Annotated in this window: 39 protein-coding genes; all 39 read left to right on the top strand. The window is 63.6% G+C overall.

The window, feature by feature from the left end; translation table 11 throughout:
* Positions 1 to 124 precede the first annotated feature (124 nt).
* The gene (locus AAEU42_RS14065; protein ID WP_342234201.1) at positions 125 to 1,402 is read left to right on the top strand and encodes a 3-phosphoshikimate 1-carboxyvinyltransferase; all 1,278 of its coding nucleotides are present in this window, start codon (positions 125 to 127) and stop codon (positions 1,400 to 1,402) included.
* Positions 1,399 to 2,442 (top strand): chorismate synthase, encoded by a 1,044-nt coding sequence (gene aroC, locus AAEU42_RS14060; protein WP_342234200.1) that lies wholly within the window; start codon positions 1,399 to 1,401, stop codon positions 2,440 to 2,442. The genes AAEU42_RS14065 and aroC overlap by 4 nt, the downstream gene beginning before the upstream one ends.
* Before the next feature lie 249 nt (positions 2,443 to 2,691).
* Entirely contained in the window at positions 2,692 to 3,849 is a 1,158-nt protein-coding gene (locus AAEU42_RS14055) for a bifunctional chorismate mutase/prephenate dehydratase (RefSeq protein ID WP_342234199.1), read from the top strand.
* Positions 3,846 to 4,337: a shikimate kinase gene (locus AAEU42_RS14050; protein WP_342234198.1), complete on the top strand. Its 492-nt coding sequence runs from the start codon at positions 3,846 to 3,848 to the stop codon at positions 4,335 to 4,337. Before AAEU42_RS14055 ends, AAEU42_RS14050 begins: the two co-directional genes overlap by 4 nt.
* The gene (gene aroQ, locus AAEU42_RS14045) at positions 4,334 to 4,765 is read left to right on the top strand and encodes a type II 3-dehydroquinate dehydratase (RefSeq protein WP_342234197.1); all 432 of its coding nucleotides are present in this window, start codon (positions 4,334 to 4,336) and stop codon (positions 4,763 to 4,765) included. Before AAEU42_RS14050 ends, aroQ begins: the two co-directional genes overlap by 4 nt.
* Positions 4,766 to 4,794: 29 nt before the next feature.
* Positions 4,795 to 6,201 carry a shikimate dehydrogenase gene (gene aroE / locus AAEU42_RS14040; RefSeq protein ID WP_342234196.1) on the top strand — a complete coding sequence of 469 codons (1,407 nt, stop codon included), beginning with the start codon at positions 4,795 to 4,797 and terminating at the stop codon, positions 6,199 to 6,201.
* Positions 6,198 to 7,070: a radical SAM protein gene (locus AAEU42_RS14035; protein ID WP_342234195.1), complete on the top strand. Its 873-nt coding sequence runs from the start codon at positions 6,198 to 6,200 to the stop codon at positions 7,068 to 7,070. Before aroE ends, AAEU42_RS14035 begins: the two co-directional genes overlap by 4 nt.
* 596 nt (positions 7,071 to 7,666) lie before the next feature.
* Positions 7,667 to 7,981, top strand: coding sequence for a 30S ribosomal protein S10 (gene rpsJ / locus AAEU42_RS14030; RefSeq protein ID WP_080906407.1), 315 nt, complete (start codon positions 7,667 to 7,669; stop codon positions 7,979 to 7,981).
* Positions 7,982 to 8,099: 118 nt separating this feature from the next.
* The gene (gene rplC / locus AAEU42_RS14025) at positions 8,100 to 8,825 is read left to right on the top strand and encodes a 50S ribosomal protein L3 (RefSeq protein ID WP_342234194.1); all 726 of its coding nucleotides are present in this window, start codon (positions 8,100 to 8,102) and stop codon (positions 8,823 to 8,825) included.
* Positions 8,826 to 8,843: 18 nt separating this feature from the next.
* Positions 8,844 to 9,458 carry a 50S ribosomal protein L4 gene (gene rplD / locus AAEU42_RS14020; RefSeq protein ID WP_342234193.1) on the top strand — a complete coding sequence of 205 codons (615 nt, stop codon included), beginning with the start codon at positions 8,844 to 8,846 and terminating at the stop codon, positions 9,456 to 9,458.
* Complete coding sequence (gene rplW, locus AAEU42_RS14015) at positions 9,458 to 9,757, top strand: 50S ribosomal protein L23 (protein WP_342234192.1); 300 nt, start codon at positions 9,458 to 9,460, stop codon at positions 9,755 to 9,757. The genes rplD and rplW overlap by 1 nt, the downstream gene beginning before the upstream one ends.
* A gap of 14 nt (positions 9,758 to 9,771) precedes the next feature.
* Complete coding sequence (gene rplB / locus AAEU42_RS14010) at positions 9,772 to 10,602, top strand: 50S ribosomal protein L2 (protein WP_342234191.1); 831 nt, start codon at positions 9,772 to 9,774, stop codon at positions 10,600 to 10,602.
* 16 nt (positions 10,603 to 10,618) lie between these two features.
* Entirely contained in the window at positions 10,619 to 10,891 is a 273-nt protein-coding gene (gene rpsS, locus AAEU42_RS14005; protein ID WP_251445526.1) for a 30S ribosomal protein S19, read from the top strand.
* 14 nt (positions 10,892 to 10,905) lie between these two features.
* Positions 10,906 to 11,247, top strand: a complete 342-nt coding sequence (gene rplV / locus AAEU42_RS14000) for a 50S ribosomal protein L22 (RefSeq protein ID WP_342234190.1) — start codon at positions 10,906 to 10,908, stop codon at positions 11,245 to 11,247.
* Between the two features lies 1 nt (position 11,248).
* A complete protein-coding gene (gene rpsC, locus AAEU42_RS13995; RefSeq protein WP_342234189.1) occupies positions 11,249 to 12,109 on the top strand; it encodes a 30S ribosomal protein S3 in 861 nt (286 codons plus the stop codon).
* Positions 12,110 to 12,547 carry a 50S ribosomal protein L16 gene (gene rplP / locus AAEU42_RS13990; protein ID WP_342234188.1) on the top strand — a complete coding sequence of 146 codons (438 nt, stop codon included), beginning with the start codon at positions 12,110 to 12,112 and terminating at the stop codon, positions 12,545 to 12,547. It abuts the gene before it with no gap.
* Positions 12,544 to 12,747 carry a 50S ribosomal protein L29 gene (rpmC, locus tag AAEU42_RS13985; RefSeq protein ID WP_425288225.1) on the top strand — a complete coding sequence of 68 codons (204 nt, stop codon included), beginning with the start codon at positions 12,544 to 12,546 and terminating at the stop codon, positions 12,745 to 12,747. Before rplP ends, rpmC begins: the two co-directional genes overlap by 4 nt.
* Before the next feature lie 13 nt (positions 12,748 to 12,760).
* Positions 12,761 to 13,027, top strand: a complete 267-nt coding sequence (gene rpsQ, locus AAEU42_RS13980) for a 30S ribosomal protein S17 (protein ID WP_342234186.1) — start codon at positions 12,761 to 12,763, stop codon at positions 13,025 to 13,027.
* A gap of 12 nt (positions 13,028 to 13,039) precedes the next feature.
* Complete coding sequence (gene rplN, locus AAEU42_RS13975; protein ID WP_342234185.1) at positions 13,040 to 13,408, top strand: 50S ribosomal protein L14; 369 nt, start codon at positions 13,040 to 13,042, stop codon at positions 13,406 to 13,408.
* Between the two features lie 18 nt (positions 13,409 to 13,426).
* Positions 13,427 to 13,744 carry a 50S ribosomal protein L24 gene (gene rplX / locus AAEU42_RS13970; RefSeq protein WP_342234184.1) on the top strand — a complete coding sequence of 106 codons (318 nt, stop codon included), beginning with the start codon at positions 13,427 to 13,429 and terminating at the stop codon, positions 13,742 to 13,744.
* 32 nt (positions 13,745 to 13,776) lie between these two features.
* Positions 13,777 to 14,322, top strand: coding sequence for a 50S ribosomal protein L5 (gene rplE / locus AAEU42_RS13965; RefSeq protein ID WP_425288228.1), 546 nt, complete (start codon positions 13,777 to 13,779; stop codon positions 14,320 to 14,322).
* 12 nt (positions 14,323 to 14,334) lie between these two features.
* The gene (locus AAEU42_RS13960; RefSeq protein ID WP_342234182.1) at positions 14,335 to 14,520 is read left to right on the top strand and encodes a type Z 30S ribosomal protein S14; all 186 of its coding nucleotides are present in this window, start codon (positions 14,335 to 14,337) and stop codon (positions 14,518 to 14,520) included.
* A 130-nt stretch (positions 14,521 to 14,650) separates the two neighbouring features.
* Positions 14,651 to 15,052 (top strand): 30S ribosomal protein S8, encoded by a 402-nt coding sequence (gene rpsH, locus AAEU42_RS13955; protein WP_342234181.1) that lies wholly within the window; start codon positions 14,651 to 14,653, stop codon positions 15,050 to 15,052.
* Positions 15,053 to 15,067: 15 nt separating this feature from the next.
* Positions 15,068 to 15,616 (top strand): 50S ribosomal protein L6, encoded by a 549-nt coding sequence (gene rplF / locus AAEU42_RS13950; protein ID WP_342234180.1) that lies wholly within the window; start codon positions 15,068 to 15,070, stop codon positions 15,614 to 15,616.
* A gap of 14 nt (positions 15,617 to 15,630) precedes the next feature.
* On the top strand, positions 15,631 to 15,990 hold the full coding sequence (gene rplR, locus AAEU42_RS13945; protein WP_342234179.1) for a 50S ribosomal protein L18: 360 nt from the start codon (positions 15,631 to 15,633) through the stop codon (positions 15,988 to 15,990).
* Between the two features lie 17 nt (positions 15,991 to 16,007).
* Positions 16,008 to 16,508 carry a 30S ribosomal protein S5 gene (rpsE, locus tag AAEU42_RS13940; protein WP_342234178.1) on the top strand — a complete coding sequence of 167 codons (501 nt, stop codon included), beginning with the start codon at positions 16,008 to 16,010 and terminating at the stop codon, positions 16,506 to 16,508.
* Between the two features lie 15 nt (positions 16,509 to 16,523).
* Positions 16,524 to 16,706 (top strand): 50S ribosomal protein L30, encoded by a 183-nt coding sequence (gene rpmD, locus AAEU42_RS13935; protein ID WP_342234177.1) that lies wholly within the window; start codon positions 16,524 to 16,526, stop codon positions 16,704 to 16,706.
* A gap of 15 nt (positions 16,707 to 16,721) precedes the next feature.
* A complete protein-coding gene (gene rplO / locus AAEU42_RS13930; RefSeq protein WP_342234176.1) occupies positions 16,722 to 17,162 on the top strand; it encodes a 50S ribosomal protein L15 in 441 nt (146 codons plus the stop codon).
* Between the two features lies 1 nt (position 17,163).
* A complete protein-coding gene (gene secY, locus AAEU42_RS13925; protein WP_342234175.1) occupies positions 17,164 to 18,513 on the top strand; it encodes a preprotein translocase subunit SecY in 1,350 nt (449 codons plus the stop codon).
* A gap of 19 nt (positions 18,514 to 18,532) precedes the next feature.
* Positions 18,533 to 19,165 carry an adenylate kinase gene (locus AAEU42_RS13920; protein ID WP_342234268.1) on the top strand — a complete coding sequence of 211 codons (633 nt, stop codon included), beginning with the start codon at positions 18,533 to 18,535 and terminating at the stop codon, positions 19,163 to 19,165.
* 10 nt (positions 19,166 to 19,175) lie between these two features.
* The gene (map, locus tag AAEU42_RS13915; protein ID WP_342234267.1) at positions 19,176 to 19,931 is read left to right on the top strand and encodes a type I methionyl aminopeptidase; all 756 of its coding nucleotides are present in this window, start codon (positions 19,176 to 19,178) and stop codon (positions 19,929 to 19,931) included.
* Between the two features lies 1 nt (position 19,932).
* Positions 19,933 to 20,199 carry a KOW domain-containing RNA-binding protein gene (locus tag AAEU42_RS13910; protein WP_342234174.1) on the top strand — a complete coding sequence of 89 codons (267 nt, stop codon included), beginning with the start codon at positions 19,933 to 19,935 and terminating at the stop codon, positions 20,197 to 20,199.
* 4 nt (positions 20,200 to 20,203) lie between these two features.
* Positions 20,204 to 20,422, top strand: a complete 219-nt coding sequence (gene infA / locus AAEU42_RS13905; RefSeq protein WP_342234173.1) for a translation initiation factor IF-1 — start codon at positions 20,204 to 20,206, stop codon at positions 20,420 to 20,422.
* Positions 20,423 to 20,519: 97 nt separating this feature from the next.
* Positions 20,520 to 20,633 carry a 50S ribosomal protein L36 gene (rpmJ, locus tag AAEU42_RS13900; RefSeq protein ID WP_006573428.1) on the top strand — a complete coding sequence of 38 codons (114 nt, stop codon included), beginning with the start codon at positions 20,520 to 20,522 and terminating at the stop codon, positions 20,631 to 20,633.
* A gap of 21 nt (positions 20,634 to 20,654) precedes the next feature.
* Entirely contained in the window at positions 20,655 to 21,023 is a 369-nt protein-coding gene (rpsM, locus tag AAEU42_RS13895; protein ID WP_342234172.1) for a 30S ribosomal protein S13, read from the top strand.
* A 13-nt stretch (positions 21,024 to 21,036) separates the two neighbouring features.
* The gene (gene rpsK / locus AAEU42_RS13890) at positions 21,037 to 21,435 is read left to right on the top strand and encodes a 30S ribosomal protein S11 (protein ID WP_342234171.1); all 399 of its coding nucleotides are present in this window, start codon (positions 21,037 to 21,039) and stop codon (positions 21,433 to 21,435) included.
* A gap of 20 nt (positions 21,436 to 21,455) precedes the next feature.
* On the top strand, positions 21,456 to 22,058 hold the full coding sequence (gene rpsD, locus AAEU42_RS13885; protein WP_342234170.1) for a 30S ribosomal protein S4: 603 nt from the start codon (positions 21,456 to 21,458) through the stop codon (positions 22,056 to 22,058).
* 77 nt (positions 22,059 to 22,135) lie between these two features.
* On the top strand, positions 22,136 to 23,089 hold the full coding sequence (locus tag AAEU42_RS13880) for a DNA-directed RNA polymerase subunit alpha (protein WP_342234169.1): 954 nt from the start codon (positions 22,136 to 22,138) through the stop codon (positions 23,087 to 23,089).
* A gap of 25 nt (positions 23,090 to 23,114) precedes the next feature.
* Complete coding sequence (gene rplQ, locus AAEU42_RS13875) at positions 23,115 to 23,456, top strand: 50S ribosomal protein L17 (RefSeq protein ID WP_342234168.1); 342 nt, start codon at positions 23,115 to 23,117, stop codon at positions 23,454 to 23,456.
* Positions 23,457 to 23,458 lie beyond the last annotated feature (2 nt).

Raw genomic sequence — 23,458 nt, 5'->3', positions numbered from 1 at the left:
GGGGAAGGCTGGGATTAGCCTTCTGTCAAGAACACATTAGCGGTAGCGGGAAGTTCGGACAGCTAATAGCCGCCCAAACTTCCCCACAACGATCCCCCCAATCACCAGGAAAGGAGCCACCCCGATGACCCTCACCCTCACCCCCCACAAGCTGTCCGGGAGCGTCACCCCGCCCCCATCCAAATCCCAGTCCCACCGCTACCTCATCGCCGCCGCCCTGGCGGGAGCGGGGAGCGTCATCCACAACCTGGCCGACTCCCAGGACATCCAGGCCACCCGCCACTGCATGTCCGCCCTGCTGGACGCCGGGAAGGCGTGGTGGCCCCTCTTTGAAGTCCCGAAGGACATGCCGCCGGAGGAACTCAAGGCCTGCCAGGCCCGCCAGGAGCGGGCCCTTCAAGCCACCGGCGGGGACCTCCCCCTGCTTTTCTGCGGCGAGTCCGGTTCCACCCTCCGCTTCCTCATCCCCGTGGCCCTGGCCCTCCGGGGCGGGGCCCGCTTCTGGGGGGAGGGCCGCCTTATGGAGCGGCCCCAAAAGCCCTATTTTGACCTCTTCGAGGAGAAGGGCGTCTACTACCGCCAGCGGGAAAATATTCTGGGCGTCCGGGGTGTCCTCGCCCCCGGCGAATATCGCCTTCCCGGCGACGTCTCCTCCCAGTTCATCACCGGCCTGCTCTACGCCCTGCCTCTGCTGGAGGACGACTCTAAAATTATGTTAACCACAGACCTGGAGTCCCGGAACTACGTGGACATGACCCTGGAGGCCCTGGCCGCCTTCGGGGTCAAGGCCGACTGGCTGGAAGACCGCGCCCTGGTCGTCCCCGGCGGGCAGACCTACCGCCCGGCGGAGGTGGCCATCGAGGCCGACTGGTCCCAGGCGGGCTTCTGGTACGCCGCCAACGGCCTGGGGAATGAGGTTGACATAAAAAATATGAACCCCCGCTCCACCCAGGGCGACAGGAGGGCGGCGGCCTATTATGAAAAATTATGTCAATCTGGAACAGTGGACCTGGACGTCTCCCAGTGCCCCGACCTGGTGCCTGAGCTGGCCGTCCACGCCGCCCTTCGGGCGGGCCAGACCACTCATATCGTGAACGCCGCCCGCCTGCGGATGAAGGAGAGCGACCGCCTTGCCGCCGTCCGGGAAGAATTATGTAAATTGGGCGCCCGGGTGACCGAGGGCCCCGACAGCCTCACCATCCAGGGGGTGGACGCCCTCACCGGCGGCAGGGTAGACAGCCACAACGACCACCGCATCGCCATGATGCTGGCGGTGGCCGCCACCCGATGCTCCGGCCCCGTGACCCTCACAGGGGCGGAGAGCGTGCGGAAATCCTATCCGAATTTCTGGGAAGACTATACAGCCTTGGGCGGCCGGACCGCCCGGGAGGAGGACGTATGAAGTATACCATTTTCGGCGAGTCCCACGGCCCCGCCATCGGCGTGGTGCTGGAGGGGGTGCCCGCCGGTCTGGAGCTGGACCTGGAGGCCATGGGAAAGGACCTCTCCCGCCGCTCCACCGGGAAGGACGCCCTCTCCACCGCCCGGAAGGAGGCGGACGAGGTGAACGTTCTCTCCGGCGTCTTTGAGGGCAGGACCACCGGCGCCCCCCTGGCCCTGGTCATCGCCAACTCCGACCAGCACTCCGGGGACTACGAGGCCCTGCGCTACACCCCCCGGCCCAGCCACGGCGACTTCGCCGGCTTCATCCAGAGCAAGGGCTGTCTCGACTACCGGGGCGGCGGCCACTTCTCCGGCCGCCTCACCGCCCCCCTGGTGGCGGCGGGGTCGGTGGCCAAGCAGCTTTTGGCCGAGAAAAACGTCTGGGTGGGGGCCCACATCAGCGCCGTCTACGGCATCACCGATGCTGCCCTGAACGATCCCCAGGAGCTTCGGGGGGTGGCGGATAAACCCTTCCCCGTGCTGGACGACGCCAAGGGCGAGGAGATGAAAAAGGCCATTCTGGAGGCCAAGGAGGGCCAAGACTCCGTGGGCGGCTCCATCGAGTGTGCCGTCACCGGCCTGCCTGTGGGCCTGGGGGCTCCGGACTTCGGCCGCAACGTGGAGGGGATCTTTTCCCAGTATCTCTTTGCCGTCCCGGCCGTGAAGGCGGTGGCCTTCGGCGCCGGAGTGGCCTTTGCCTATATGCGGGGCACCGAGGCCAACGACCCCTTTGAGGTGGTGGACGGTAAGGTAGTCACCCGCACCAACAACGCCGGCGGGATCAACGGGGGCATCACCAACGGGATGCCGGTGACCTTCGAGGTGACCATGCGCCCCACCCCCTCCATCGCCCTGCCCCAGGAGAGCGTGGACCTGCGCACCGGGGAAGAGGTGGAGATCGAGATCAAGGGCCGCCACGACCCCTGTGTGGTCCACCGGGCGGTGCCGGTGATCGAAGCTGCCGCTGCCTTAGCTGCCTGCGAGGTTTTGGGCATCTAGGGGCGTGGCGGCCCGCGAGCGTAGGCGAGCCGCCGCGGAAAGCGGCGTAAATCCGAAGGGGAGCGGAGGATTTCCGCAGGCGGGATTTACTCCCGCCGAGGATGTGAAATAGAAGGGGCCCCCGGAAAGCGCGGCGCGCTTTTTGGGGAAGTGCCACGACCCCTGCGTGGTCCACCGGGCGGTGCCGGTAATCGAGGCGGCGGCGGCCCTGGCGGCCTGCGAAGTGCTGGGAATTTGAGGAGTGATCGCATGAGTGAGTTAGAGGACTACCGCCGTCAGATCGACGACATCGACGCCCGGCTGGTGGAGCTGTTTTTGAAGCGGATGGAGGTCACCGGCCGGGTGGGGGCCTACAAAAAGACCAACGGGATCCCGGTGCTGGACGCCGAGCGGGAGCGGCGGGTCATCGCCGCCAAGACGGCCCTGACCGACGACCCGGCCCGCCGGGCCGACCTGGCCGTCCTGTATGAGTCCATCATGGCCATCTCCCGCCGCCAGCAGCGCACACTGGTGCGGGAGGGGGCGGAGGACGCGGGCTATGCCCGGTGGCTCAAGGCTTTGGAGCGCCGCCGCCCGCCGGTGCGGGACCCCCGGGTGGTCTACCAAGGGGAGCCGGGGGCGTACAGCGAGGAAGCCGCCGCCGGATTCTTCGGGGAGGGCGTCCGGGCCAAGGGCCTGCCCTGGTTCGGGGACGTGTTCGAGGCCCTGGCGGCGGGGGGCGCCGACTATGCCGTTCTCCCCATCGAGAATTCCTCTACCGGCTCCATCCGGCAGGTCTACGACCTGCTGGCCCAATATGATTTCTCCCTGGTGGGGGAGTGGCAGGTGAAGGTGGAGCACTGTCTGGCCGCGCTCCCCGGCGTGACGATGGAGGAGATCGACACGGTCTATTCCCATGAGCAGGGCCTGATGCAGTGCGACAAGTTCCTGGACAGCCACCGCCACTGGCGGCGGGTGCCCACCCTGGACACCGCGGGCTCCGCCAAGCAGGTGAAGGAGACGGGGGACATGAGGGCCGCCGCCATCTGCTCCAAGCGGGCAGCAAAGCTTTACGGGCTCCGGGTCCTGGCCGAGGGCATCAACCATAACGCCGCCAACGTCACCCGGTTTGTGGTGGCCTCGCCGGTACCCGAGCTTCGGGAGGGGAGAAATAAGCTTTCCGCCCTCTTTTCCCTGCCCCACCAGACCGGCTCCCTCCACGAGATCCTGACCATTTTCGCCGTACAGGGATTGAACCTTCAGAAGATCGAGTCCCGCCCCATCCCCGGCCGGGGGTGGGAGTACCTCTTCTTCCTGGAGTGCACCGGCGACCTGCTGGCCCCCGGCATGGACGGGGTGCTTCACGAACTCTCCCAGCTCACCGCCGATTTCCGGGTGCTGGGCAATTTTCGGGGGTATGAGGGATGAAAAACATCATACTGATCGGCATGATGGGCTGCGGCAAGACCACCGTGGGACATCTGCTGGCGGGCAGGCTCAAACGGACGCTGGTGGATACCGACCAGCTGATCGAGGCCCGGGAGGGGCTGACAGTTTCCGAGATCTTCGCCACCGAGGGGGAGGGGTATTTCCGCTCCCTGGAGCTGGGCGTGGCCCAGGCTCTTTCCCTGCGCGGCGACCTTATCATTGCCTGCGGCGGCGGTCTTCCCCTTCAGGACGCCGCCATCTCGGCGCTGAAGGAGAGCGGCACCGTGTTCTGGCTGGACCGGGACGCCGGGGAGATCTACGACAGCGAGAGCCTGGCCGACCGGCCCCTGGCCCAGGACGGACGGGAGGCCTTCCTGGCGAAGGCGGCGGAGCGGCGGAGCGTCTATGAGAAGTGGGCCGACCGCGTCATCACGGACTTTACCTCGTCCGTCTCAACGGCGGCGAGGGTCATGGAGGGATTGGAATGAAATTTCTCATCATCAACGGGCCCAACCTGAACCTGCTGGGCAGGCGGGAGCCGGGCATCTACGGCCAGGAGAATTACGAGAGCCTGTGCCAGCGGCTTCGGGCCTTTGCCGCCGCTCACGGCAGCACGGCGGAGTGCTTCCAGTCCAACCACGAGGGGGCCATCATCGACGCCATCCACGCCGCCGACGGAGTCTATGACGCCATTATCATGAACCCCGGGGCCTTTACCCATTACAGCTACGCCATCCTGGATGCCTTGAAGGCGGTGGGCGTGCCCTGCGTGGAGGTCCACATCTCCAATGTCCACCAGCGGGAGGAGTTCCGGCACAAGTCGGTCACCGCCCCCGCCTGCGTGGGGCAGGTGTGCGGCCTGGGCCTCTATGGCTATGAGGCGGCCATGGGGTACTTCCTGGACCAGAAGGACTGAAACAGGCTTGCCGGAGACGGAGGGAGACCATGACAAAAGTGACCGTGCCCAAGGTGGGTATGCGTGTGATCAAGACGGCGGTGGCGGTGATGCTCTCCTACCTGCTGTTTGTCCCCTTCGGCCTTCTGTACGACAGCGGCCGGCCGGGGGTGCTGGGGTACGTGGGGCCCCTCTACGCCTGCATCGCCTGTATCGTGTGTATGCAGAGCAGTATGGGCCAGACCCTTCGGCAGGGGGTCTCCCGCTTCATCGGCGTCTTTGTGGGCGGGCTCCTGGGGGCGGCCACCCTGCTGCTGGGGGAACGGCTGGATGCCCCGCTGGTCCTGGTGCCTGTGCTGGGGCTGGTGTGCGTGGCGGGGCTGTGGATCTGCCAACTCATCGGGCGGCCCGCCGCCTGCGGCATGGCCTGCATCGTGCCCTGCGTCATGCTCATCACCGGGGTCACCGGCGTGGCCCGGTATTACTACGCCGCCGCCCGGATCATGGAGACGGTGGTGGGGGTGGCCGTGGCCTTCACGGTCAACGCCGCCCTGCCCGATCACCGGCCGCCGGAACAGGGGGAGGAAAAAGGGATGCGCGTGGAAGTGAAAAACACCACCCGGAAGCTCTGTGTCATCGGCGACCCGGTGCTCCACTCCAAGTCGCCCATTCTTCAGAACGCCATGATCTCCGCCCTGGGCCTGGACTATATCTATTTATGTCAACCTGTTCCGAAGGGGGAGGCGGGCCGGTGGCTGGAGTGTGCCGCCTACGCGGGATATGCCGGGTTCAACGCCACCATGCCCCACAAGGAAGAGCTCTTTCCCCTGATGGACCAGGTGGACGAGGGGGCCCGTCGGTGCGGCGCGGTGAATACGGTTTGTATTCGTGACGGGAAATATTATGGATATAACACCGACGGAGCCGGATTTCTCCGGGCCCTGGCGGATCTGGGCGTGGATCCCGCCGGGAAGCGGGTGACCCTGCTGGGCTCCGGCGGCGCCGCCAAGGCGGTGGCACTGGCCCTGGCCGGGGCGGGGGCCAAGGTCACCGTGTGCAACCGAACGGTGGAAAAGACGGAGGCGCTGTGCGCCGCCGACCCGGCCAGCCTGACCCCCGCCGGGTTTGAAATTGAAACCTTATGTAAACTTGCTTCTGAGAGCGATGTGCTGGTGAACTGTACCTCCCTGGGGATGGCGGGCACCGGAACCCAGTTTGCCGACCTGTCCTTCCTGGACTGCCTGCCCCCCCACGCGGCGGTGTGCGACGTCATTTACGCCCCGGAGGAGACCGAGCTGCTCCGGCGGGCCCGGGCGGGGGGGCACCCGGCCATGAACGGCCTGGGGATGCTCCTCCATCAGGCCATCCTGGCTTTGGAGCATTTCACGGGGGAGAAGCTGGACGAGGAGAAAGCCAAGGCGGCGGCCCTGGCGGCGCTGGAGGCGGAGGGGACATGAGATACGAGGGCACCGTCTACCGCCCGCCGGGGGAGTGGCGGAGCTACCTGCTCCAGGTCACGGTGGGGTGCTCCCACAACGGGTGCACCTTCTGCGGGATGTACAAGGGCAAGCGGTTCCACACCCGGCCCCTGGCGGACATTTTGGAGGATATCCAGATGGCCAAGGCCCAGTACGGGGACGTGGACCGGGTGTTCCTCTGCGACGGCGACGCCGCGGCCCTGCCCATGGAAGAATTGCTGACCATTCTGAAGGCTCTCTATGACGCCTTTCCCGGCCTCATAAAGGTCACCAGCTACGCCGGGCCCCGGACCATTCTGGACAAGACCCCGGAGCAGTGGCGGGCCCTCCGGGCGGCGGGGCTCCAGCGGGTCTATCTGGGGGTGGAGACGGGGAACGACGCCCTGCTCCGCGCCATCCGCAAAGGGGTGGGCGCCCGGGAGATGCTGGAGGCCGGGAAGCGGGTCCGGGAGGCCGGGCTGGACCTGTGGGTCATGGTGATCCTGGGGCTGGCGGGACCGGGGGAGGCCTCCCGGCGGCACATCCTGGACACGGTGGACATGATGAACGAGATGAAGCCCCGGCACCTGTCGGCCCTGTCCCTGATGCTGGAGGAGGGGACACCCCTCTGGCGGGACTGGCGGGCGGGGCGGTTTACGCCGGTGACCGCCCGGGAGAGCCTCCAGGAGGCCCGGCTCCTGATCGAGGGGCTGGACGTGATGCCCCTCCACTTCACCTGCGATCACGCCTCCAACTACCTGCCCCTGAAGGGAAGCCTGCCCGCCGAGCGGGAGAACTTTCTCGCCGCCATCGACGCCGCCCTGGCGGGGGAGCGGGGGATCCGGCCCGAGTGGAGCCGGGGGGTATGAGGATATATATAAGGTAGGGGGGAGGGATGGGTTCCCCTCATCAGTCAGCCTGCGGCTGACAGCTTCCCCCGAGGGGAAGCCTAAAAGATACCTTGGCCTGCGGCATATGACCTCAACGACTTTGCTTGCATCAAAGCGGGCCTAAGCTGTTGCTGAGGGCCATTCGGCCCCGGGGGAAGCCTTGGGGAAGTGGGTTTCCTTATTCCTCAGCCCGCGGTTGAGCGCGCGTTCCGGGGCCCCCCGCAGGTAAGCCACGGAGGGCGAAAATTCCTCAAAAAAATTGAATATTTTGCTTGACTTGCAAAGAGGTTTGCTGTATTATTATCAAGCGCCTGTTTAGGGGCGCACTATGCGATGATGCGGGAGATTGCGGTCTGTGACCGGTAACTTCCGCGGAGTATGTCCGTTGAATCGGGCGGCTGAGAACCTCTGTGCCAGCGTATATCGTCACGCTGAGGCAGAACCGGCCGGCTTTATCCTGCCGGTTTTCTTTCTGTCGTGGAGTGATACGCACGAGATAGTGGTCAGAAAAAGTTCTCACCGTACGAAGGGCGGCACCCAACACCACCACTCGTATGTTAAGGAGGAAACAAACCATGGCAGCTCAGAAAGAAATGATCCGCATCCGTCTCAAGGCCTACGACCACCAGCTCATCGACCAGAGCGCCGAGAAGATCGTGGAGACCGCCAAGCGCACCGGCGCCACCGTCTCCGGCCCCATCCCCCTGCCCACCAAGAAGGAAGTCGTCACCATCCTGCGGGCCGTCCACAAGTACAAGGACAGCCGGGAGCAGTTCGAGCGCCGCACCCACAAGCGGCTCATCGACGTCATCAAGCCCTCCCCCAAGACCGTGGAGGCCCTGATGAGCCTGGAGCTCCCCGCCGGCGTGGATATCGAGATCAAGCTGTAAGATCCCCGCCCCCGCGTTTTAATTTTGTGTACCGCGGCCCATCGCTTTTTTGAGATGGGCGGGTCAAGTCGCGGCACCCGGTGCCCCGACCAATAACCTTAATTAAGGAGGAAAACACATGGAAAAGGCCATCATCGGCAAGAAGGTCGGCATGACGCAGATCTTCGACGAAGCCGGACACGTGATCCCGGTCACCGTCATCGCCGCCGGCCCCTGCACCGTAGTGCAGAAGAAGACCGAGGAAAAGGACGGCTACAACGCCGTACAGCTGGGCTACGAGGACGTGGCCGAGCGCAAGCTCACCAAGCCCGAGCTGGGCCATCTGAAGAAGGCCGGCGACGGCGTTCTGAAAAAGACCCTCAAGGAGTTCAAGCTCCAGAACTGCGACAGCCTCAACGTGGGCGACACCGTGGACTGCTCCGTCTTCGCCGAGGGCGACCGGGTGGACGTCACCGGCATCAGCAAGGGCCACGGCTACGCCGGCGTCATCAAGCGCTGGGGCGCCCAGCGGACCCCCACCAGCCACGGCGGCGGCCCTGTCCACCGTCACGCGGGCTCCATGGGCTCCAGCACCGATCCCTCCCGGATCTTCAAGGGCAAGATCGGCGCCGGCCACATGGGCGTTGACCAGGTCACCGTGCTGAACCTGGACATCATCAAGGTGGACACCGAGCTGGGCGTCATCGCCGTGCGGGGCGCCGTTCCCGGCCCCAAGGGCGGCGTTGTGTATCTGCGCAACAGCGTGATCAACGTCAAGGAGAAGGGCGCTGCCGCCGCGGAGAGCAAGAACCCGCAGAAGGCGTCCGGCCGTAACCCCCAGAAGGCTTCGGCCCGCAACGCTTAAGGAGAGGAGAGAAAAGACATGCCTAAGGCTAACGTTTTTGATATGGCCGGCAAGCAGGTCGGTGAGATCGACCTGAGCGACGCCATCTTCGGCATTGAGCCCAACGTCAGCGTCATGCACGACGTTGTGAAGAACCACCTGGCCAACTGCCGGCAGGGCACCCAGAGCGCCCTGACCCGCGCGGAGGTCTCCGGCGGCGGCCGCAAGCCCTGGCGCCAGAAGGGCACCGGCCGGGCCCGTCAGGGATCTACCCGGGCTCCCCAGTGGACCCACGGCGGCATCGTGTTCGCCCCCAAGCCCCGCTCTTACCGCTACACCCTCAACAAGAAGGTGAAGCGCCTGGCTCTGAAGTCCGCTCTCTCCGCCAAGGCGGCTGAGGGCAAGGTCTTTGTGGTGGAGGATCTCGGCATGGACGAGATCAAGACCAAGACCTTCCAGAGCTTCCTGAACACCATGGGCGCCGGCAAGGCCGTCGTGGTCACCGCCTGCCCCAACGTGGTGAAGTCCGCCCGGAACATCCCCGGCGTCGTGACTTCCCCCGCCACGCTGATCAATGTGTATGACATTGTCAACGCCAACGAGTTCATCGTGGACAAGGCCGCCCTGGCCCAGATCGAGGAGGTGTTCGCGTAATGGCTGCTACCGCTTATGACATCATCAAGCGCCCCATCATCACCGAGCAGTCGATGGGCGAGACCGAAAACAAGAAGTACACCTTTGAGGTGGCCAAGGACGCCAACAAGATTGAGATCGCCAAGGCGGTCGAGGAGATCTTCGGCGTGAAGGTTGCCAAGGTCAACACCCTGAACATGTATGGCAAGGAGAAGCGCACCGGCCGTTATCCCGCCGGCCGCCGCGCCTCCTGGAAGAAGGCTATGGTCACCCTGACCGCCGATTCCAAGTCCATCGAGTTCTTCGAGGGTATGGTGTAAGGAGGAGAAGGAAAATGGCGATCAAGACTTATAAACCGACGACCCCCTCCCGGCGCCACATGACCGTGTCCGCTTTCGAGGGGATCGACAAGAAGGCCAAGCCCGAGCGCAGCCTTCTGGAGAACCTGAAGAAGAACGCCGGCCGCAACAGCTACGGCCGCATCACCGTCCGCCACCGCGGCGGCGGCAACAAGAAGAAGTACCGCATCGTGGACTTCAAGCGGGACAAGGCCGGCCGGGCCACTGTGGTGAACCTGCAGTACGACCCCAACCGCTCCGCCAACATCGCCCTCATCAAGTATGACGACGGCGAGCTGCGGTATATCCTGGCTCCCGTGGGCCTGAAGGCCGGGCACATCATCATGACCGGCTCCGGCTCCGACATCCTGCCGGGCAACGCCATGCCCATCAGCGAGATCCCCGTGGGCACCATGATCCACAACATCGAGCTCTACCCCGGCAAGGGCGGCCAGCTGGTCCGTTCCGCCGGTGTGGCCGCTCAGCTGATGGCCAAGGAGAACGGCATGGCCCAGGTCCGCCTCCCCTCCGGCGAGATGCGCTATATCCGCCCCGAGTGCATGGCCACCATCGGCCAGGTGGGCAACACCGACCATGAGAACATCCAGCTGGGTAAGGCCGGCCGGAAGCGCCACATGGGCTGGCGGCCCACCGTCCGCGGCTCCGTCATGAACCCCAACGACCACCCCCACGGCGGCGGCGAAGGCAAGTCCCCCGTGGGCCGTCCCGGCCCTGTCACCCCCTGGGGCAAGCCGGCCATGGGTTACAAGACCCGGTCCAAGAAGGCCAAGACCGAGAAGTTCATCGTCAAGCACCGCACGAAGTAAGGGAGGAGAGTAAAACATGTCTAGAAGCGTTAAGAAAGGCCCGTTTTGCGCCCCCGAGCTGCTTAAGCGGGTCGACGAGCTCAACGAGAAGAACGAGAAGAAGGTTCTGAAGACCTGGAGCCGCGCCTCCACCATCTTCCCCTCCTTCGTGGGCCACACCTTTGCCGTCCACGACGGCCGCAAGCACGTGCCCGTTTACGTCACTGAGGATATGGTGGGCCACAAGCTGGGCGAGTTCGCCCCCACCCGCACCTTCAAGGGCCACTCGGGCAGCAAGACTGGTAAGTAAGGAGGAGAGAGAATATGGAAGCGAAAGCAGTTCTGAGATACGCCCGTATCTCTCCCCGGAAGGTCGGCATCGTGTGCGACCTGATCCGCGGCAAGAGCGTGGCCCAGGCCACCGCCATTCTCATGACCACGCCCAAGGCCGCCTCTGAGCTTCTTCTGAAGCTCCTCAAGAGCGCCGCCGCCAACGCCGAGAACAACCACCAGATGGACCCCGAGAAGCTGTACGTGTCCGAGACCTTCGCCACCCCCGGCCCCATCATCAAGCGGATGATGCCCCGGGCCCAGGGCCGCGGCTACCGGATCAACAAGCGCACTTCTCACATCACCATCACTGTGGCGGAAAAGGAGGCCAAGTAATATGGGACAGAAAGTCAATCCGCACGGCCTCCGCGTCGGCGTCATCAAGGATTGGGATTCCCGCTGGTACGCCAAGAACGAGAACGTGGGCGACCTGCTGGTGGAGGACCACAAGATCCGTGAGTACCTGAAGAAGACCCTGTACTCCGCCGGAGTGCCCAAGATCGAGATCGAGCGCGACAGCGCCAAGGTCCGCATCTACCTGCACTGCTCCAAGCCCGGCGTGGTCATCGGCAAGGGCGGCACCGAGATCGAGCGCATCCGCCTCCAGGTGGAGAAGATGATCGGCAAGCCCGTGGCCCTCAACATCGTCGAGGTCAAGAGCATGGACACCAACGCCCAGCTGGTGGCCGAGAACATCGCCCAGCAGCTTGAGGCCCGCATCGGCCACCGCCGGGCCATGAAGAACGCCATGGGCCGCGCCATGCGCGCCGGTGCCCTGGGCATCAAGGTCTCCTGCTCCGGCCGTCTGGGCGGGCGCGAGATCGCCGGCAACGAGCACTATCACGACGGCACCATCCCCCTGCAGACCCTCCGGGCCGACATCGACTACGGCTTCACCGAGGCTGCCACCACCTACGGCCGCATCGGCGTGAAGGTGTGGATCTACAAGGGCGAGGTGCTGACCCAGACCCTTCGCTCCACCCCCCGCACCCTGGACACCAAGACCTTTAAGGAGCGCCCCGAGCGTCCCCGCCGGGATCGCCGTGACGGCGACCGCCGGGGCGGCGGCTTCCGCCGTGACGACCGCCGCGGCGGCCCCAGCCAGCCCACCTTTAACCGGGTGCAGAGCCGGCCCGCCCCCCGTCCCGCCGCTCCCGCTCCCGCTGCCCCTGAGACTCAGGAAGGAGGCCAGAATTAAATGCTGCTGCCCAAGAGAGTAAAATACCGCCGCGTTCACCGTGGCCGCATGACCGGTAAGGCCACCCGCGGCAACACCGTGACTTACGGCGAGTGGGGCCTCCAGTCCACGGAGCCCGCCTGGATCACCTCGAACCAGATCGAGGCCGCCCGTGTGGCCATGACCCGTTACACCAAGCGCGGCGGTAAGGTCTGGATCAAGATCTTCCCCGACAAGCCCGTGACCAAGAAGGCCCTGGGTACCCGTATGGGCTCCGGTAAGGGCGCCCCTGAGTACTGGATCGCCGTGGTCAAGCCCGAGCGCGTGATGTTCGAGATCGGCGGCGTGTCCGAGGAAGTGGCCAAGGAGGCCCTCCGTCTGGCCAGCCACAAGCTGCCCGTCAAGTGCAAGATCGTGAAGAAAGAAACCCCTGTTGTGACCGAGAATGGTGGTGAATGAAGATGAAAGCGAATGACGTCCGTAAAATGAGCGCCGCCGAGCTGGAGACCAAGCTGGGCGACCTGAAGAAGGACCTGTTCCAGCTCCGTCTTCAGCACGCGACCAACCAGCTCGATAACCCCGTGAAGATCGCTCAGGTCAAGCGGGACATTGCCCGGGTCAAGACCATCATCCGCGAGCAGCAGCTCGCCAGCCGATAAGGAGGAGTAGAACATGAGCGAAGAGAAGCGTACTTCTTCCCGCAAGACCAGAGTCGGCATGGTGGTTTCCGATAAGATGGACAAGACCGTTGTGGTGGCCATCGCCGACCGTGTGGCCCACCCGCTGTACAAGAAAATCGTCAAGAGGACCTATAAGCTCAAAGCCCACGATGAGCAGAACGCCTGCGGCGTGGGCGACCGCGTGCGGGTTATGGAGACCCGGCCCCTGTCCAAGGACAAGCGCTGGCGCGTGGTCGAGATCCTCGAGAAAGCCAAATAAGGAGGTGCCAGTATGATTCAGCAGGAAAGTTATCTGAAGGTGGCCGATAATACCGGCGCCAAAGAGATCAAGACCATCCGTGTCCTGGGCGGCTCCAAGCGGAAGTTCGGCAACATCGGCGATGTCGTTGTGGCCTCTGTCCGCAAGGCTCAGCCCGGCGGCACCGTGAAGAAGGGCGAAGTGGTCCGGGCCGTTATCGTCCGTACCGCCAAGGGCATCCATCGTGCCGACGGCAGCTACGTCCGGTTCGACGAGAACGCCGCCGTCCTCATCAAGGACGACAAGAACCCCAGAGGCACCCGTATCTTTGGGCCCGTGGCCCGGGAGCTCCGGGACAAGGATTACATGAAGATCCTGTCCCTGGCCCCCGAAGTGCTGTAAGGGGGGTAGGAGAAGAACATGAACACTATGAGCATCAAGAAGGGCGACACCGTCGTCGTTCTCTCCGGCAAGGACAAGGGCAAGCAGGGCAAGGTCCTGGAGGCCATGCCCGAGACCCGCAAGGTCGTTGTGGAGAAGGTCAATGTGGCCACCCGTCACCAGAAGCCCCGCAAGCAGGGCGAGGAGGGCGGCATCATGAAGAAGGAAGCCCCCATCTACGCCTGCAAGGTCATGCGGGTGTGCCCCAAGTGCAACAAGCCCACCCGCCCCGCCAGCAAGGTGGGCGCCGACGGCAAGCGTGTCCGCGTCTGCAAGAAGTGCGGCGCTGAGATCTGAGAGAGGAGGAGTAACAAATGGCTGATCAGAAAATGCCTAACCTGAAGGCGAAGTACCAGAAGGAAGTCGCTCCTGCTCTGATGCAGAAGTTCGGCTACAAGTCCGTCATGCAGATCCCCAAGCTGGAGAAGATCGTGGTCAACTGCGGCTGCGGCGAGGCCCGGGACAACGCCAAGGTCCTGGAGGCCGTCGTGGGCGATCTGAACAAGATCACCGGCCAGAAGGCCATCATCACCAAGGCCAAGAAGTCCGTGGCTAACTTCAAGCTGCGGGAGGAGATGCCCATCGGCGCCAAGGTCACCCTCCGGGGCGACCGGATGTGGGAGTTCCTGGACCGCCTGTTCAACGTGGCCCTCCCCCGTGTCCGTGACTTCCGGGGCATCAACCCCAACTCCTTCGACGGCCGCGGCAACTACGCCCTGGGCATCAAGGAGCAGCTCATCTTCCCCGAGATCGAGTACGATAAAATCGACAAGATCCGCGGCATGGATGTGGTTTTCTGCACTACCGCCAACACCGACGAGGAGGCCCGGGAGCTGCTGACGCTCATCGGCGCGCCCTTCGCCGCCCGGGCGTAAGGAGGCAATCGAATGGCTAAGAAATCTATGATCCTCAAGCAGCAGGCTGAGCCCAAGTTCTCCAGCCGCCGCTATAACCGCTGCAAGATCTGCGGCCGTCCCCACGCCTACCTGCGGGACTACGGCGTCTGCCGTATCTGCTTCCGCGAGCTGGCTTACAAGGGTCAGATCCCCGGAGTCAAGAAGGCGAGCTGGTAAATACCAGCCCGCCTCTTCCCCGGTTATTTGAACGAACCCCCGCCGGCGGCAACAGGTCTAAGTTACCTAGCTTGGATACCTTCCGCTGACACAGGCGGAACGCCTGTAACTCTAATAGGAGGTAACACACATGCATATCACCGATCCTGTTGCGGATATGCTCACCCGCATCCGCAACGCCAACAACGCCAAGCATGACACTGTGGACGTTCCCGCGTCCAACATGAAGAAGTCCATCGCGCAGATCCTGCTGGATGAGGGCTATATCAAGAACTACCAGCTCATCGACGATGGCACCCAGGGCATCATCCGGGTGGCCCTGAAGTACAACCAGCCCAACAAGGAGAAGGTCATCACCGGCCTGCGCCGGGTGTCCAAGCCCGGCCTGCGGGTCTATGCCGGTGCCGACGAGCTGCCCCGGGTCATCAAGGGCCTGGGTATCGCCATTGTCTCCACGTCCAAGGGCGTCATGACCGACAAGGCTGCCCGCGCGGCCCACGTCGGCGGTGAAGTCCTGGCTTTCGTGTGGTAAGGAGGGGAAAAGAGAATGTCTAGAATTGGTAGAATGCCGATCTCTGTCCCCGCCGGTGTGGACGTGAAGATCGAGGCGGGCAACCTGGTGACCGTCAAGGGCCCCAAGGGGACCCTGAGCCAGCAGTTGTGCCCCGCTATGACCATTACCCAGGAGGGTTCCGAGCTCCACGTGACCCGTCCCGACGACGCCAAGGAGAACCGCAGCCTTCACGGCCTGACCCGCACCCTGCTCAATAACATGGTGGTGGGCGTGACCGACGGCTTTAAGAAGAACCTGGAAGTCAACGGCGTGGGTTACCGCGTGGCCAAGGACGGCAAGAAGCTGGTCATGAACCTGGGCTTCTCCCATCAGGTCATCGTGGAGGAGATCGACGGCATCACCATCGACGTGCCCGATGCCAACCACATCGTTATCAGCGGGCCCGACAAGCAGAAGGTGGGCCAGTTTGCCGCCGAAGTGAGAGAGAAAAGACCTCCCGAGCCTTACAAGGGCAAGGGGATCAAATATGCTGACGAGGTCATCCGCCGCAAGGAAGGCAAGACCGGCGTCAAGAAGAAGTAAGGAGGTGTGCCAATATGATCAAGAAAATCGATACCAACGCCCAGCGGCTTAAGCGCCACAAGAGAGTGCGCGCCAAAATCTCCGGCACGCCCGAGAGACCCCGTCTGAACGTGTTCCGCAGCGCGACCAACATCTATGCCCAGGTCATCGACGATGTCAACGGCAAGACCCTGGTCGCCGCTTCCTCCCTGGACAAGGCCTTCGAGGGCGCCGGCTCCAACTGCGAGGCGGCCAAGAAGGTGGGCCTGATGGTGGCCGAGCGCGCCAAGGCCGCCGGCATCACCAACGTGGTGTTCGACCGCGGCGGCTATGTCTACCACGGCCGTGTCGCGGCCCTGGCCGAGGGCGCCCGTGAGGGCGGCCTGGAATTTTAACGGGAGGAGGAAACGAAATGCCTAGATTTGAAAAAGAGCAGAGCGAGTACAGCGAGAAGCTCGTTTCCCTGAACCGCGTGTCCAAGACCGTCAAGGGCGGCCGTGTCATGAAGTTCGCCGCCCTCATGGTGGTCGGCGACGAGAAGGGGAATGTGGGCTTCGGCACCGGTAAGGCCGCCGAAGTTCCCGAGGCCATCCGCAAGGGCATCGAGGATGCCAAGAAGAACATGATCAAGGTGAGCGTCTCCGGCACCACCATCCCCCACGAGGTTACCGGCATCTTCGGCGCCGGCAAGGTGATGCTCAAGCCCGCCGCCCCCGGTACCGGCATCATCGCCGGCGGCCCGGTCCGCGCCGTCATGGAGGCTGCCGGCATCCGTGACATCCGCGCCAAGTGCCTGCGCTCCAACAACCCCCAGAACGTGGTTTCCGCCACCTTCGAGGGCCTCAAGTCCCTGCGGACCCCTGAAGAGGTGGCCCGTCAGCGCGGCAAGAGCGTAGAAGAAATCGTCGGTTAAGGAGGAGGTCGCAAAATGGCTAACGTGAACATCAAGCTGATCAAGAGCCTGAACGGCCGCATCGCCAAGCACAAGGCCACGGCGGAAGCCCTGGGCCTGCGCAAGATCGGCGACACTACCGTCCAGCCGGACAATGCCGCCACCCGCGGCAAGATCGCCAGCATCGGTTACCTCCTGCAGGTCACCGAGGACAAGTAAGGAGGAGCAACAATCATGAATCTGCATGATCTTTCTCCCGCGGCCGGCTCCACCCAGGTGGGCAAGCGCAAGGGCCGCGGCCCCGGCACCGGCAACGGCAAGACCGCCGGTAAGGGACACAAGGGCCAGAAGGCCCGCTCCGGCGGCGGCGTCCGCGTGGGATTTGAGGGCGGCCAGATGCCTCTGGCCCGCCGGCTGCCCAAGCGCGGCTTCAACAACATTTTCGCCAAGCCCCTGGAGGCCATCAACGTGGCTTCTTTGAACAAGTTTGAGGACGGCGCCACCGTCAATGTCTGTGACCTGCTGGAAATGGGCATCCTTTCCAAGTGCGAGTACGGCGTGAAGGTGCTGGGCAACGGGACTCTGACCAAGAAGCTCACTGTCCGCGCCACGGCTTTCTCCGCCTCCGCCAAGGAAAAGATCGAAGCGGCGGGCGGAAAGGCCGAGGTGATCTGAGTTGATCCAGACACTGAGAAACGCCTGGAAGGTCCCTGAGCTCAAGAGCAAGATCCTCTTTACGATCTTCGCCCTGCTCATCTTCCGGTTCGGTTCTGCCATCCCGGTGCCGTTCATCAACACCGAGGGGCTCACCAATTATATCAACTCTATGTCCGGCACCATCTTCGGCCTTCTGGGCACCATGAACGGCACGGCCTTCTCCATCGCCGCCGTGTTTGCCCTGGGCGTGCAGCCCTATATCAACTCCTCCATCATCATCCAGCTCCTCACCGTGGCCATCCCGGCCCTGGAGCGGCTGCAGAAAGAGGGCGGAGAAGAGGGCCGCAAGAAGATCGCCGCCATCACCCGCTACGTCACCGTGGCCATCGCCCTCCTTCAGGGCTTCGGCTACTACACCATCATCCGGACCAACAACCTGCTGGCTCTGGGCGGCATGAACGGCATCTGGGGCGGCATCGTCATCGTCGCTACCTTTGCCGCCGGTTCCGCCTTCGTCATGTGGCTGGGTGAGCAGATCACCGATAAGGGCATCGGCAACGGCATCTCCATCATCCTGTTCGCCGGTATCCTCTCCCGGATGCCCACCATGATCACCGAGCTCTACACCGGCGTGAGCAACTGGGCCCACCATGTGGATACCAGCGACTTCACCGAGCAGCAGCTCAAGAATTTCTTCGTGCTGCCCCCCTGGGGCCTGGTCCTCATCATCGCGGGCATGCTGGCCATGATCCTCTTCGTGGTGTGGATCCAGAACGCCGAGCGCCGCATCCCCGTCCAGTACGCCAAGCGCGTGGTGGGCCGGAAGATGTACGGCGGCCAGTCCAGCCACATCCCCCTGAAGGTGAATATGTCCGGCGTTCTGCCCATCATCTTCGCCCAGTCCATCGCCTCCCTCCCCGCCACCATCGCGGCTTTTGCCGGGGTCCAGGCCGGGGACGAGGGCTTCTGGGGCTCCTTCCTGCGGGTGTTTGACGCCAACGGGGCGGTGTACACTGTGGTGTACTTCCTCCTGATCCTGGCGTTCAGCTACTTCTACTCCACCATGCAGTTCGATCCCACGGAGGTGGCCAACAACCTCAAGAAGAACGGCGGCTTTGTCCCTGGCTTCCGCCCGGGTAAGCCCACCGCCGACTTCATCCACAAGGTGCTCAACAAGATCACCTTCTTCGGGGCTATGTTCCTCTCCGTCATCGCCATCGCCCCCATCGTCACCGGCGGTATCATCGGGATGCAGAACCTGGCCATCGGCGGCACCTCCGTCATCATCGTGGTGGGCGTCGCTCTGGAGACCAGCAAGGCTCTCGAGGCCCAGCTCATGATGCGCCACTACAAGGGCTTCCTTGAGTAATCGGGAGGACGGGGACATGATGAAACTGATCTTCCTGGGCCCTCCGGGCGCCGGTAAAGGCACTCAGGCGGCCATTGTGAGCAAGAAGCTGGGCATCCCCACCATCTCCACCGGCGACATGCTTCGCGCCGCCGTGAAGGAGGGGACCGAGGTGGGCCGGCAGGCCAAGTCCTTCATGGACGCGGGCAAGCTGGTCCCCGATGAGGTCATCATCGGCATCGTGGCGGAGCGGGTGGAAAAGCCCGACTGCGCCATGGGCTACATCTTGGACGGGGTGCCCCGCACCATCGCCCAGGCCAAGGCCCTGGAGGAGATCGGCATCCAGTTCGATCACGTCATCTCCATTGAGACGGCGGACTCCGTGGTCTCCGAGCGGCTGGTGGGCCGGAGAATGTGTCAGAACTGCGGCGCCACCTTCCACATCACCAACAATCCCCCCAAGGCGGAGGGGGTGTGCGACGTGTGCGGTCACTCGTTGATCCAGCGGGATGACGACAGAGCCGACACCGTCCGCCACCGCCTGGAGGTCTACCACCGCGAGACCGAGCCCCTGAAGGATTTCTACCAGCAGCGGAACGTCCTGCGGATGGTGGAGAACGAGGGGGGCATCGAAAGCGTCAACCGCCGGATCATGGCGGTCCTGGGGAAGTGACGATATGGACATGATCTCCATCAAGTCCCCCAGCGAGATCGAAAAGATGCGCGCGGCCGGGCGGCTCACCGCCCAGGCCCGGGCTCTGGCCGGTTCCCTGGTGAAGCCGGGGATCTCCACCCTGGAGATCGACCGGGAGGTCCGCAAGTTCATCGAAAGCCACGGCGCCAAGCCGTCTTTCCTGGGCTACGGCGGCTTCCCCGGCTCGGCGTGCATCTCCATCAACGAAGTGGTCATCCACGGCATCCCCGACCACCGGAAGCTGAAGGAGGGCGACATCGTCTCTGTGGACGTGGGCGCCTATCTGGACGGCTTCCACGGCGACTGTGCCGCCACCTTCCCCTGCGGGGAGGTCTCTGACGAGGCCGGGAAGCTCATCGAGGTCACCCGGCAGAGCTTCTTCGAGGGCATCAAGTTCGCCAAGGTGGGACAGCGGGTGTCCGACATCGGCCACGCCGTCCAGCAGTACGTCGAGAGCTTCGGCTACGGCGTGGTGCGGGACTTTGTGGGCCACGGCGTGGGCAGCAAGCTCCACGAGGCGCCGGAGGTCCCCAACTATGGGGCCGCCGGACATGGCGCCCGGCTCCTGCCGGGTATGGTCATCGCTGTGGAGCCCATGGTGTGCGCCGGCGACTGGCGGGTGAAGGTGCTGAAGGACGGCTGGACCACCGTGTCCGCCGACGGAAGCCTTACCGCCCACTATGAGAACACCATCCTCATCACCGAAGGCGAACCCGAGATCCTCACCGATCCGGGCGAGGGCTGATATGGTGGGAGGGCTGGTCCGTTCTCTGGCCGGACATGACAAGGGCGATGTGTTCTGCGTCGTCGGCGAGGAGGAGGGGTTCCTCCTTCTGGCGGACGGCAAGCGCAGGCCCCTGGGGTCCCCCAAACGGAAGAAGCGTATGCACACTGAGGCCGCGGGGGAGTTCGACCACCCGGCGCTCCAAAAGCTCAGCCGGCGCGAGCCGGTGACCGACAATGAGATTCGGAGGGCGCTGGCCGCTTTCCGAGCCCAGTCAAGGAGGGTTTGACGCTTTGGCAAAGGACGATATGATCGAAGTGGAGGGCGTCGTCGTCGAGTCCCTTCCCAACACCACATTCCACGTGGACATCGGAAACGGCCACATCATCCTGGCCCATATCTCCGGGAAGCTGCGGATGAACTTCATCCGCATCCTGCCCGGCGACAAGGTCACGGTCCAGATGTCGCCCTACGATGTGACACGAGGCAGAATCACCTGGCGGACCAAATAAGGACCGCTTTTGTACGTTCCCATTCACGACCGGCGAGGGCAGAAGGGGCCTTGCCCCCTCCCCGCTGGGGCCATCAAGGCTATCAGGAGGTTTCAAAATGAAAGTAAGACCGTCCGTGAAGCCCATGTGCGAGAAGTGCAAGATCATCAAGCGCAAGGGCAAGGTCATGGTTATCTGCGAAAACCCCAAGCATAAACAGAGACAAGGTTAAAGTAGGAGGTGCTGAAACAGTATGGCTCGTATTGCTGGCATTGACCTGCCGAAGGATAAGCGGATCGAGATCGGTCTGACCTATATCTACGGCATTGGGCGCACCAGCGCCAATAAGATCCTGGAGGAATCCGGGATCAACCCCGATACCCGGGTCAAGGATCTGACCGAGGCCGAGGAGGCCAAGCTGCGTGAGATCATTGGCCGCAGCTATACCGTGGAGGGCGACCTCCGGCGGGATCTGGCTATGGACATCAAGCGGCTGACCGAGATCGGCTGCTACCGGGGCGTGCGGCATCGCCGCGGCCTGCCCGTCCGGGGCCAGCGGACCAAGACCAACGCCCGTACTCGCAAGGGTCCGAAGCGTACCGTCGCGAATAAGAAGAAGTAAGGAGGGATAGCAAATGGCTGCGAATACCGGCAAGAAAGTGGTGCGTCGGCGCCGCGAAAAGAAGAACGTTGAAAAGGGCCAGGTGCATATCCGCTCCTCCTTCAACAACACTATGGTCACCATGACCGACATGCAGGGCAACGCCCTCTCCTGGGCGTCCTCCGGCGAGATGGGTTTCCGGGGCTCCCGGAAGTCTACCCCCTTCGCTGCTCAGACCGCCGCCGAGACGGCCGCCAAGGCCGCCATGGAGCACGGGCTGAAGACCGTCGAGGTCTACGTGAAGGGCCCCGGGTCCGGCCGTGAGGCCGCCATCCGTGCGCTGCAGGCCGTGGGCCTGGAGGTCACCCTCATCAAGGACGTGACCCCCGTTCCCCACAACGGCTGCCGCCCGCCCAAGCGCCGCAGAGTGTAAGAAGGAGGAGAAATCAGAATATGGCTAAGAATATGCAGCCCATCGCCAAGCGCTGCAAGGCGCTGAACATTTCTCCCGCGGCCATGGGCTATGACAAGAAGACCACCAACCGCAAGCCCAAGGCCAACGTCCGCCGCAAGCAGAGCGAGTACGCTATGCAGCTGCAGGAGAAGCAGAAGGTCAAGTTCGTCTACGGCATCATGGAGAAGCAGTTCCGCTCCTACTATGAGAAGGCCGCCCGCATGCCAGGCAAGACCGGCGAGAACCTGCTGGTCCTCGTGGAGCGCCGCCTGGACAACGCGGTGTACCGTCTGGGCTTCGCCATGACCCGCCGTGAGGCCCGTCAGCTGGTGAACCACGGCCACTTCACCGTCAACGGCCACAAGGTCAACATCCCCTCCTACCTGGTGAAGGTGGGCGATGTGATCGAGGTCAAGGAGTCCAGCCGTTCCAGCGTGAAGTTCAAGCGCTTCGTGGGCGAGGACGCCATCATCGTCAACGTTCCCCAGTGGCTGGAGAAAGAGAAAAACACCCTGAAGGGCACCGTGACCAAGATGCCCGCCCGGGAGGACATCGACCTGCCCATCGAGGAGCACCTCATCGTCGAGTTGTACTCCAAGTAAGCCTTACCCTCGAATCCGAGCTCGCAACCAACCAGGCGGCGGCAGGAACGCCGCCGTCCCAAGAAGGAGGGTAATCTATGGTTGAAATTGAAAAACCCCGCATTGAATGTGTGGAGAACCCCGGCGACAACACCTACGGCAAGTACGTGGTGGAGCCGCTGGAGCGGGGCTATGGCACCACCCTGGGCAACGCCCTTCGGCGGGTGCTTCTCTCCTCCCTGCCCGGCACCGCGGTGACTTCCATCAAGATCGCCGGGGTCCAGCATGAATTCTGCACCATTCCCGGCGTGAAGGAGGACGTGACGGAGATCGTCCTCAACGTCAAAGCCATCATCGCCAAGCTCCACGCCGAGGGCGTGAAGACGGTGTATATCGAGGCCACCGGCGAGTGCGAGGTCACCGCCGGGGACATCAAGGCCGACGGTGAGGTGGAGATCCTCAATCCGGAGCTCCACATCGCCACCCTGGGGCCCGGCGCCAACCTCAATATGGAGCTGACGCTCTCCCACGGCCGGGGCTACGACCCCGCCGACCGGAACAAGACCCCCCAGACCGTCATCGGCGTCATTCCCGTCGATTCCGTGTACACCCCGGTGAAGAAGGTCAACTACACCGTGGAGAACACCCGTGTGGGCGACCGTACCGACTTCGACAAGCTGACGCTGGAGGTCTGGACCAACGGCACCATCGACGCCCGTGACGCCGTCAGCCTGGGCGCCCGCATCCTGGTGGATCACTTCCTGCTGTTTACCGATCTCAGCGAGACCATGGGCTCCGCCTCCACCGTGGTGGAGAAGGCCGAGGCTCAGCGGGACAAGGTGCTGGAGATGACCATCGAGGAGCTGGACCTGTCCGTCCGCTCCTTCAACTGCCTGAAACGGGCCAACATCAACACTGTGGAAGACCTCATCTCCAAGACCCAGGACGAGATGATGAAGGTCCGCAATCTGGGCCGCAAGAGCCTGGAGGAGGTCATCAACAAGCTGGCCATGATGGGCCTGAGCCTGGCGGATGACGAGAACAACAACTAATACACGCCGAGAGGAGTGAGACAACATGCCCGCGAATCGTAAACTGGGAAAGCCTACCGACCAGCGTATGGCTATGCTCCGCGCCATGACCACTTACCTGCTGGAGAACGGCCAGATCAAGACCACCGTGACCCGCGCCAAGGAAGTGGCTCCCATCACCGAGAAGATGATCACCCTGGCTAAGAAGAACGACCTGGCCGCGTACCGGCAGGCTTTGAGCTTCATCACCAAGGAGGATGTGGCGAAGAAGCTCTTCGACCAGATCGGTCCCAAGTACGCCACTCGTGACGGCGGCTATACCCGTGTGGTCCGGATCGGGCCCCGCCGCGGCGACGCCGCTGAGATGGCCATTGTCCAGCTGGTGTAAGA

The sequence above is a fragment of the Pseudoflavonifractor phocaeensis genome (assembly GCF_038439875.1).
GTDB lineage: Bacteria > Bacillota > Clostridia > Oscillospirales > Oscillospiraceae > Vermiculatibacterium.
The sequence above is the reverse complement of the archived record's forward strand: the minus strand, read 5'-3'. Positions and strand labels throughout refer to the sequence as shown.

Excerpts from the sequence above, each read along its gene's own strand:
- map (WP_342234267.1), top strand. The coding sequence starts at position 19,176 with ATGATCTCCATCAAGTCCCCCAGCGAGATCGAAAAGATGCGCGCGGCC.
- rplR (WP_342234179.1), top strand. The coding sequence starts at position 15,631 with ATGATCAAGAAAATCGATACCAACGCCCAGCGGCTTAAGCGCCACAAG.
- rplP (WP_342234188.1), top strand. The coding sequence starts at position 12,110 with ATGCTGCTGCCCAAGAGAGTAAAATACCGCCGCGTTCACCGTGGCCGC.
- rplW (WP_342234192.1), top strand. The coding sequence starts at position 9,458 with ATGGCTGCTACCGCTTATGACATCATCAAGCGCCCCATCATCACCGAG.
- rpmC (WP_425288225.1), top strand. The coding sequence starts at position 12,544 with ATGAAGATGAAAGCGAATGACGTCCGTAAAATGAGCGCCGCCGAGCTG.
- AAEU42_RS13910 (WP_342234174.1), top strand. The coding sequence starts at position 19,933 with ATGGTGGGAGGGCTGGTCCGTTCTCTGGCCGGACATGACAAGGGCGAT.
- rplO (WP_342234176.1), top strand. The coding sequence starts at position 16,722 with ATGAATCTGCATGATCTTTCTCCCGCGGCCGGCTCCACCCAGGTGGGC.
- rplX (WP_342234184.1), top strand. The coding sequence starts at position 13,427 with ATGAACACTATGAGCATCAAGAAGGGCGACACCGTCGTCGTTCTCTCC.
- rpmD (WP_342234177.1), top strand. The coding sequence starts at position 16,524 with ATGGCTAACGTGAACATCAAGCTGATCAAGAGCCTGAACGGCCGCATC.
- rplV (WP_342234190.1), top strand. The coding sequence starts at position 10,906 with ATGGAAGCGAAAGCAGTTCTGAGATACGCCCGTATCTCTCCCCGGAAG.
- rpsH (WP_342234181.1), top strand. The coding sequence starts at position 14,651 with ATGCATATCACCGATCCTGTTGCGGATATGCTCACCCGCATCCGCAAC.
- rplC (WP_342234194.1), top strand. The coding sequence starts at position 8,100 with ATGGAAAAGGCCATCATCGGCAAGAAGGTCGGCATGACGCAGATCTTC.
- rpsS (WP_251445526.1), top strand. The coding sequence starts at position 10,619 with ATGTCTAGAAGCGTTAAGAAAGGCCCGTTTTGCGCCCCCGAGCTGCTT.
- AAEU42_RS14055 (WP_342234199.1), top strand. The coding sequence starts at position 2,692 with ATGAGTGAGTTAGAGGACTACCGCCGTCAGATCGACGACATCGACGCC.
- rpsQ (WP_342234186.1), top strand. The coding sequence starts at position 12,761 with ATGAGCGAAGAGAAGCGTACTTCTTCCCGCAAGACCAGAGTCGGCATG.
- aroQ (WP_342234197.1), top strand. The coding sequence starts at position 4,334 with ATGAAATTTCTCATCATCAACGGGCCCAACCTGAACCTGCTGGGCAGG.
- rplD (WP_342234193.1), top strand. The coding sequence starts at position 8,844 with ATGCCTAAGGCTAACGTTTTTGATATGGCCGGCAAGCAGGTCGGTGAG.
- rpmJ (WP_006573428.1), top strand. The coding sequence starts at position 20,520 with ATGAAAGTAAGACCGTCCGTGAAGCCCATGTGCGAGAAGTGCAAGATC.
- rplB (WP_342234191.1), top strand. The coding sequence starts at position 9,772 with ATGGCGATCAAGACTTATAAACCGACGACCCCCTCCCGGCGCCACATG.
- rplE (WP_425288228.1), top strand. The coding sequence starts at position 13,777 with ATGCCTAACCTGAAGGCGAAGTACCAGAAGGAAGTCGCTCCTGCTCTG.
- rplF (WP_342234180.1), top strand. The coding sequence starts at position 15,068 with ATGTCTAGAATTGGTAGAATGCCGATCTCTGTCCCCGCCGGTGTGGAC.
- rpsM (WP_342234172.1), top strand. The coding sequence starts at position 20,655 with ATGGCTCGTATTGCTGGCATTGACCTGCCGAAGGATAAGCGGATCGAG.
- rpsK (WP_342234171.1), top strand. The coding sequence starts at position 21,037 with ATGGCTGCGAATACCGGCAAGAAAGTGGTGCGTCGGCGCCGCGAAAAG.
- rpsD (WP_342234170.1), top strand. The coding sequence starts at position 21,456 with ATGGCTAAGAATATGCAGCCCATCGCCAAGCGCTGCAAGGCGCTGAAC.
- rplN (WP_342234185.1), top strand. The coding sequence starts at position 13,040 with ATGATTCAGCAGGAAAGTTATCTGAAGGTGGCCGATAATACCGGCGCC.
- rpsC (WP_342234189.1), top strand. The coding sequence starts at position 11,249 with ATGGGACAGAAAGTCAATCCGCACGGCCTCCGCGTCGGCGTCATCAAG.
- aroC (WP_342234200.1), top strand. The coding sequence starts at position 1,399 with ATGAAGTATACCATTTTCGGCGAGTCCCACGGCCCCGCCATCGGCGTG.
- AAEU42_RS13920 (WP_342234268.1), top strand. The coding sequence starts at position 18,533 with ATGAAACTGATCTTCCTGGGCCCTCCGGGCGCCGGTAAAGGCACTCAG.
- rpsE (WP_342234178.1), top strand. The coding sequence starts at position 16,008 with ATGCCTAGATTTGAAAAAGAGCAGAGCGAGTACAGCGAGAAGCTCGTT.
- aroE (WP_342234196.1), top strand. The coding sequence starts at position 4,795 with ATGACAAAAGTGACCGTGCCCAAGGTGGGTATGCGTGTGATCAAGACG.
- rplQ (WP_342234168.1), top strand. The coding sequence starts at position 23,115 with ATGCCCGCGAATCGTAAACTGGGAAAGCCTACCGACCAGCGTATGGCT.
- AAEU42_RS13960 (WP_342234182.1), top strand. The coding sequence starts at position 14,335 with ATGGCTAAGAAATCTATGATCCTCAAGCAGCAGGCTGAGCCCAAGTTC.
- AAEU42_RS14065 (WP_342234201.1), top strand. The coding sequence starts at position 125 with ATGACCCTCACCCTCACCCCCCACAAGCTGTCCGGGAGCGTCACCCCG.
- AAEU42_RS14050 (WP_342234198.1), top strand. The coding sequence starts at position 3,846 with ATGAAAAACATCATACTGATCGGCATGATGGGCTGCGGCAAGACCACC.
- AAEU42_RS14035 (WP_342234195.1), top strand. The coding sequence starts at position 6,198 with ATGAGATACGAGGGCACCGTCTACCGCCCGCCGGGGGAGTGGCGGAGC.
- AAEU42_RS13880 (WP_342234169.1), top strand. The coding sequence starts at position 22,136 with ATGGTTGAAATTGAAAAACCCCGCATTGAATGTGTGGAGAACCCCGGC.
- rpsJ (WP_080906407.1), top strand. The coding sequence starts at position 7,667 with ATGGCAGCTCAGAAAGAAATGATCCGCATCCGTCTCAAGGCCTACGAC.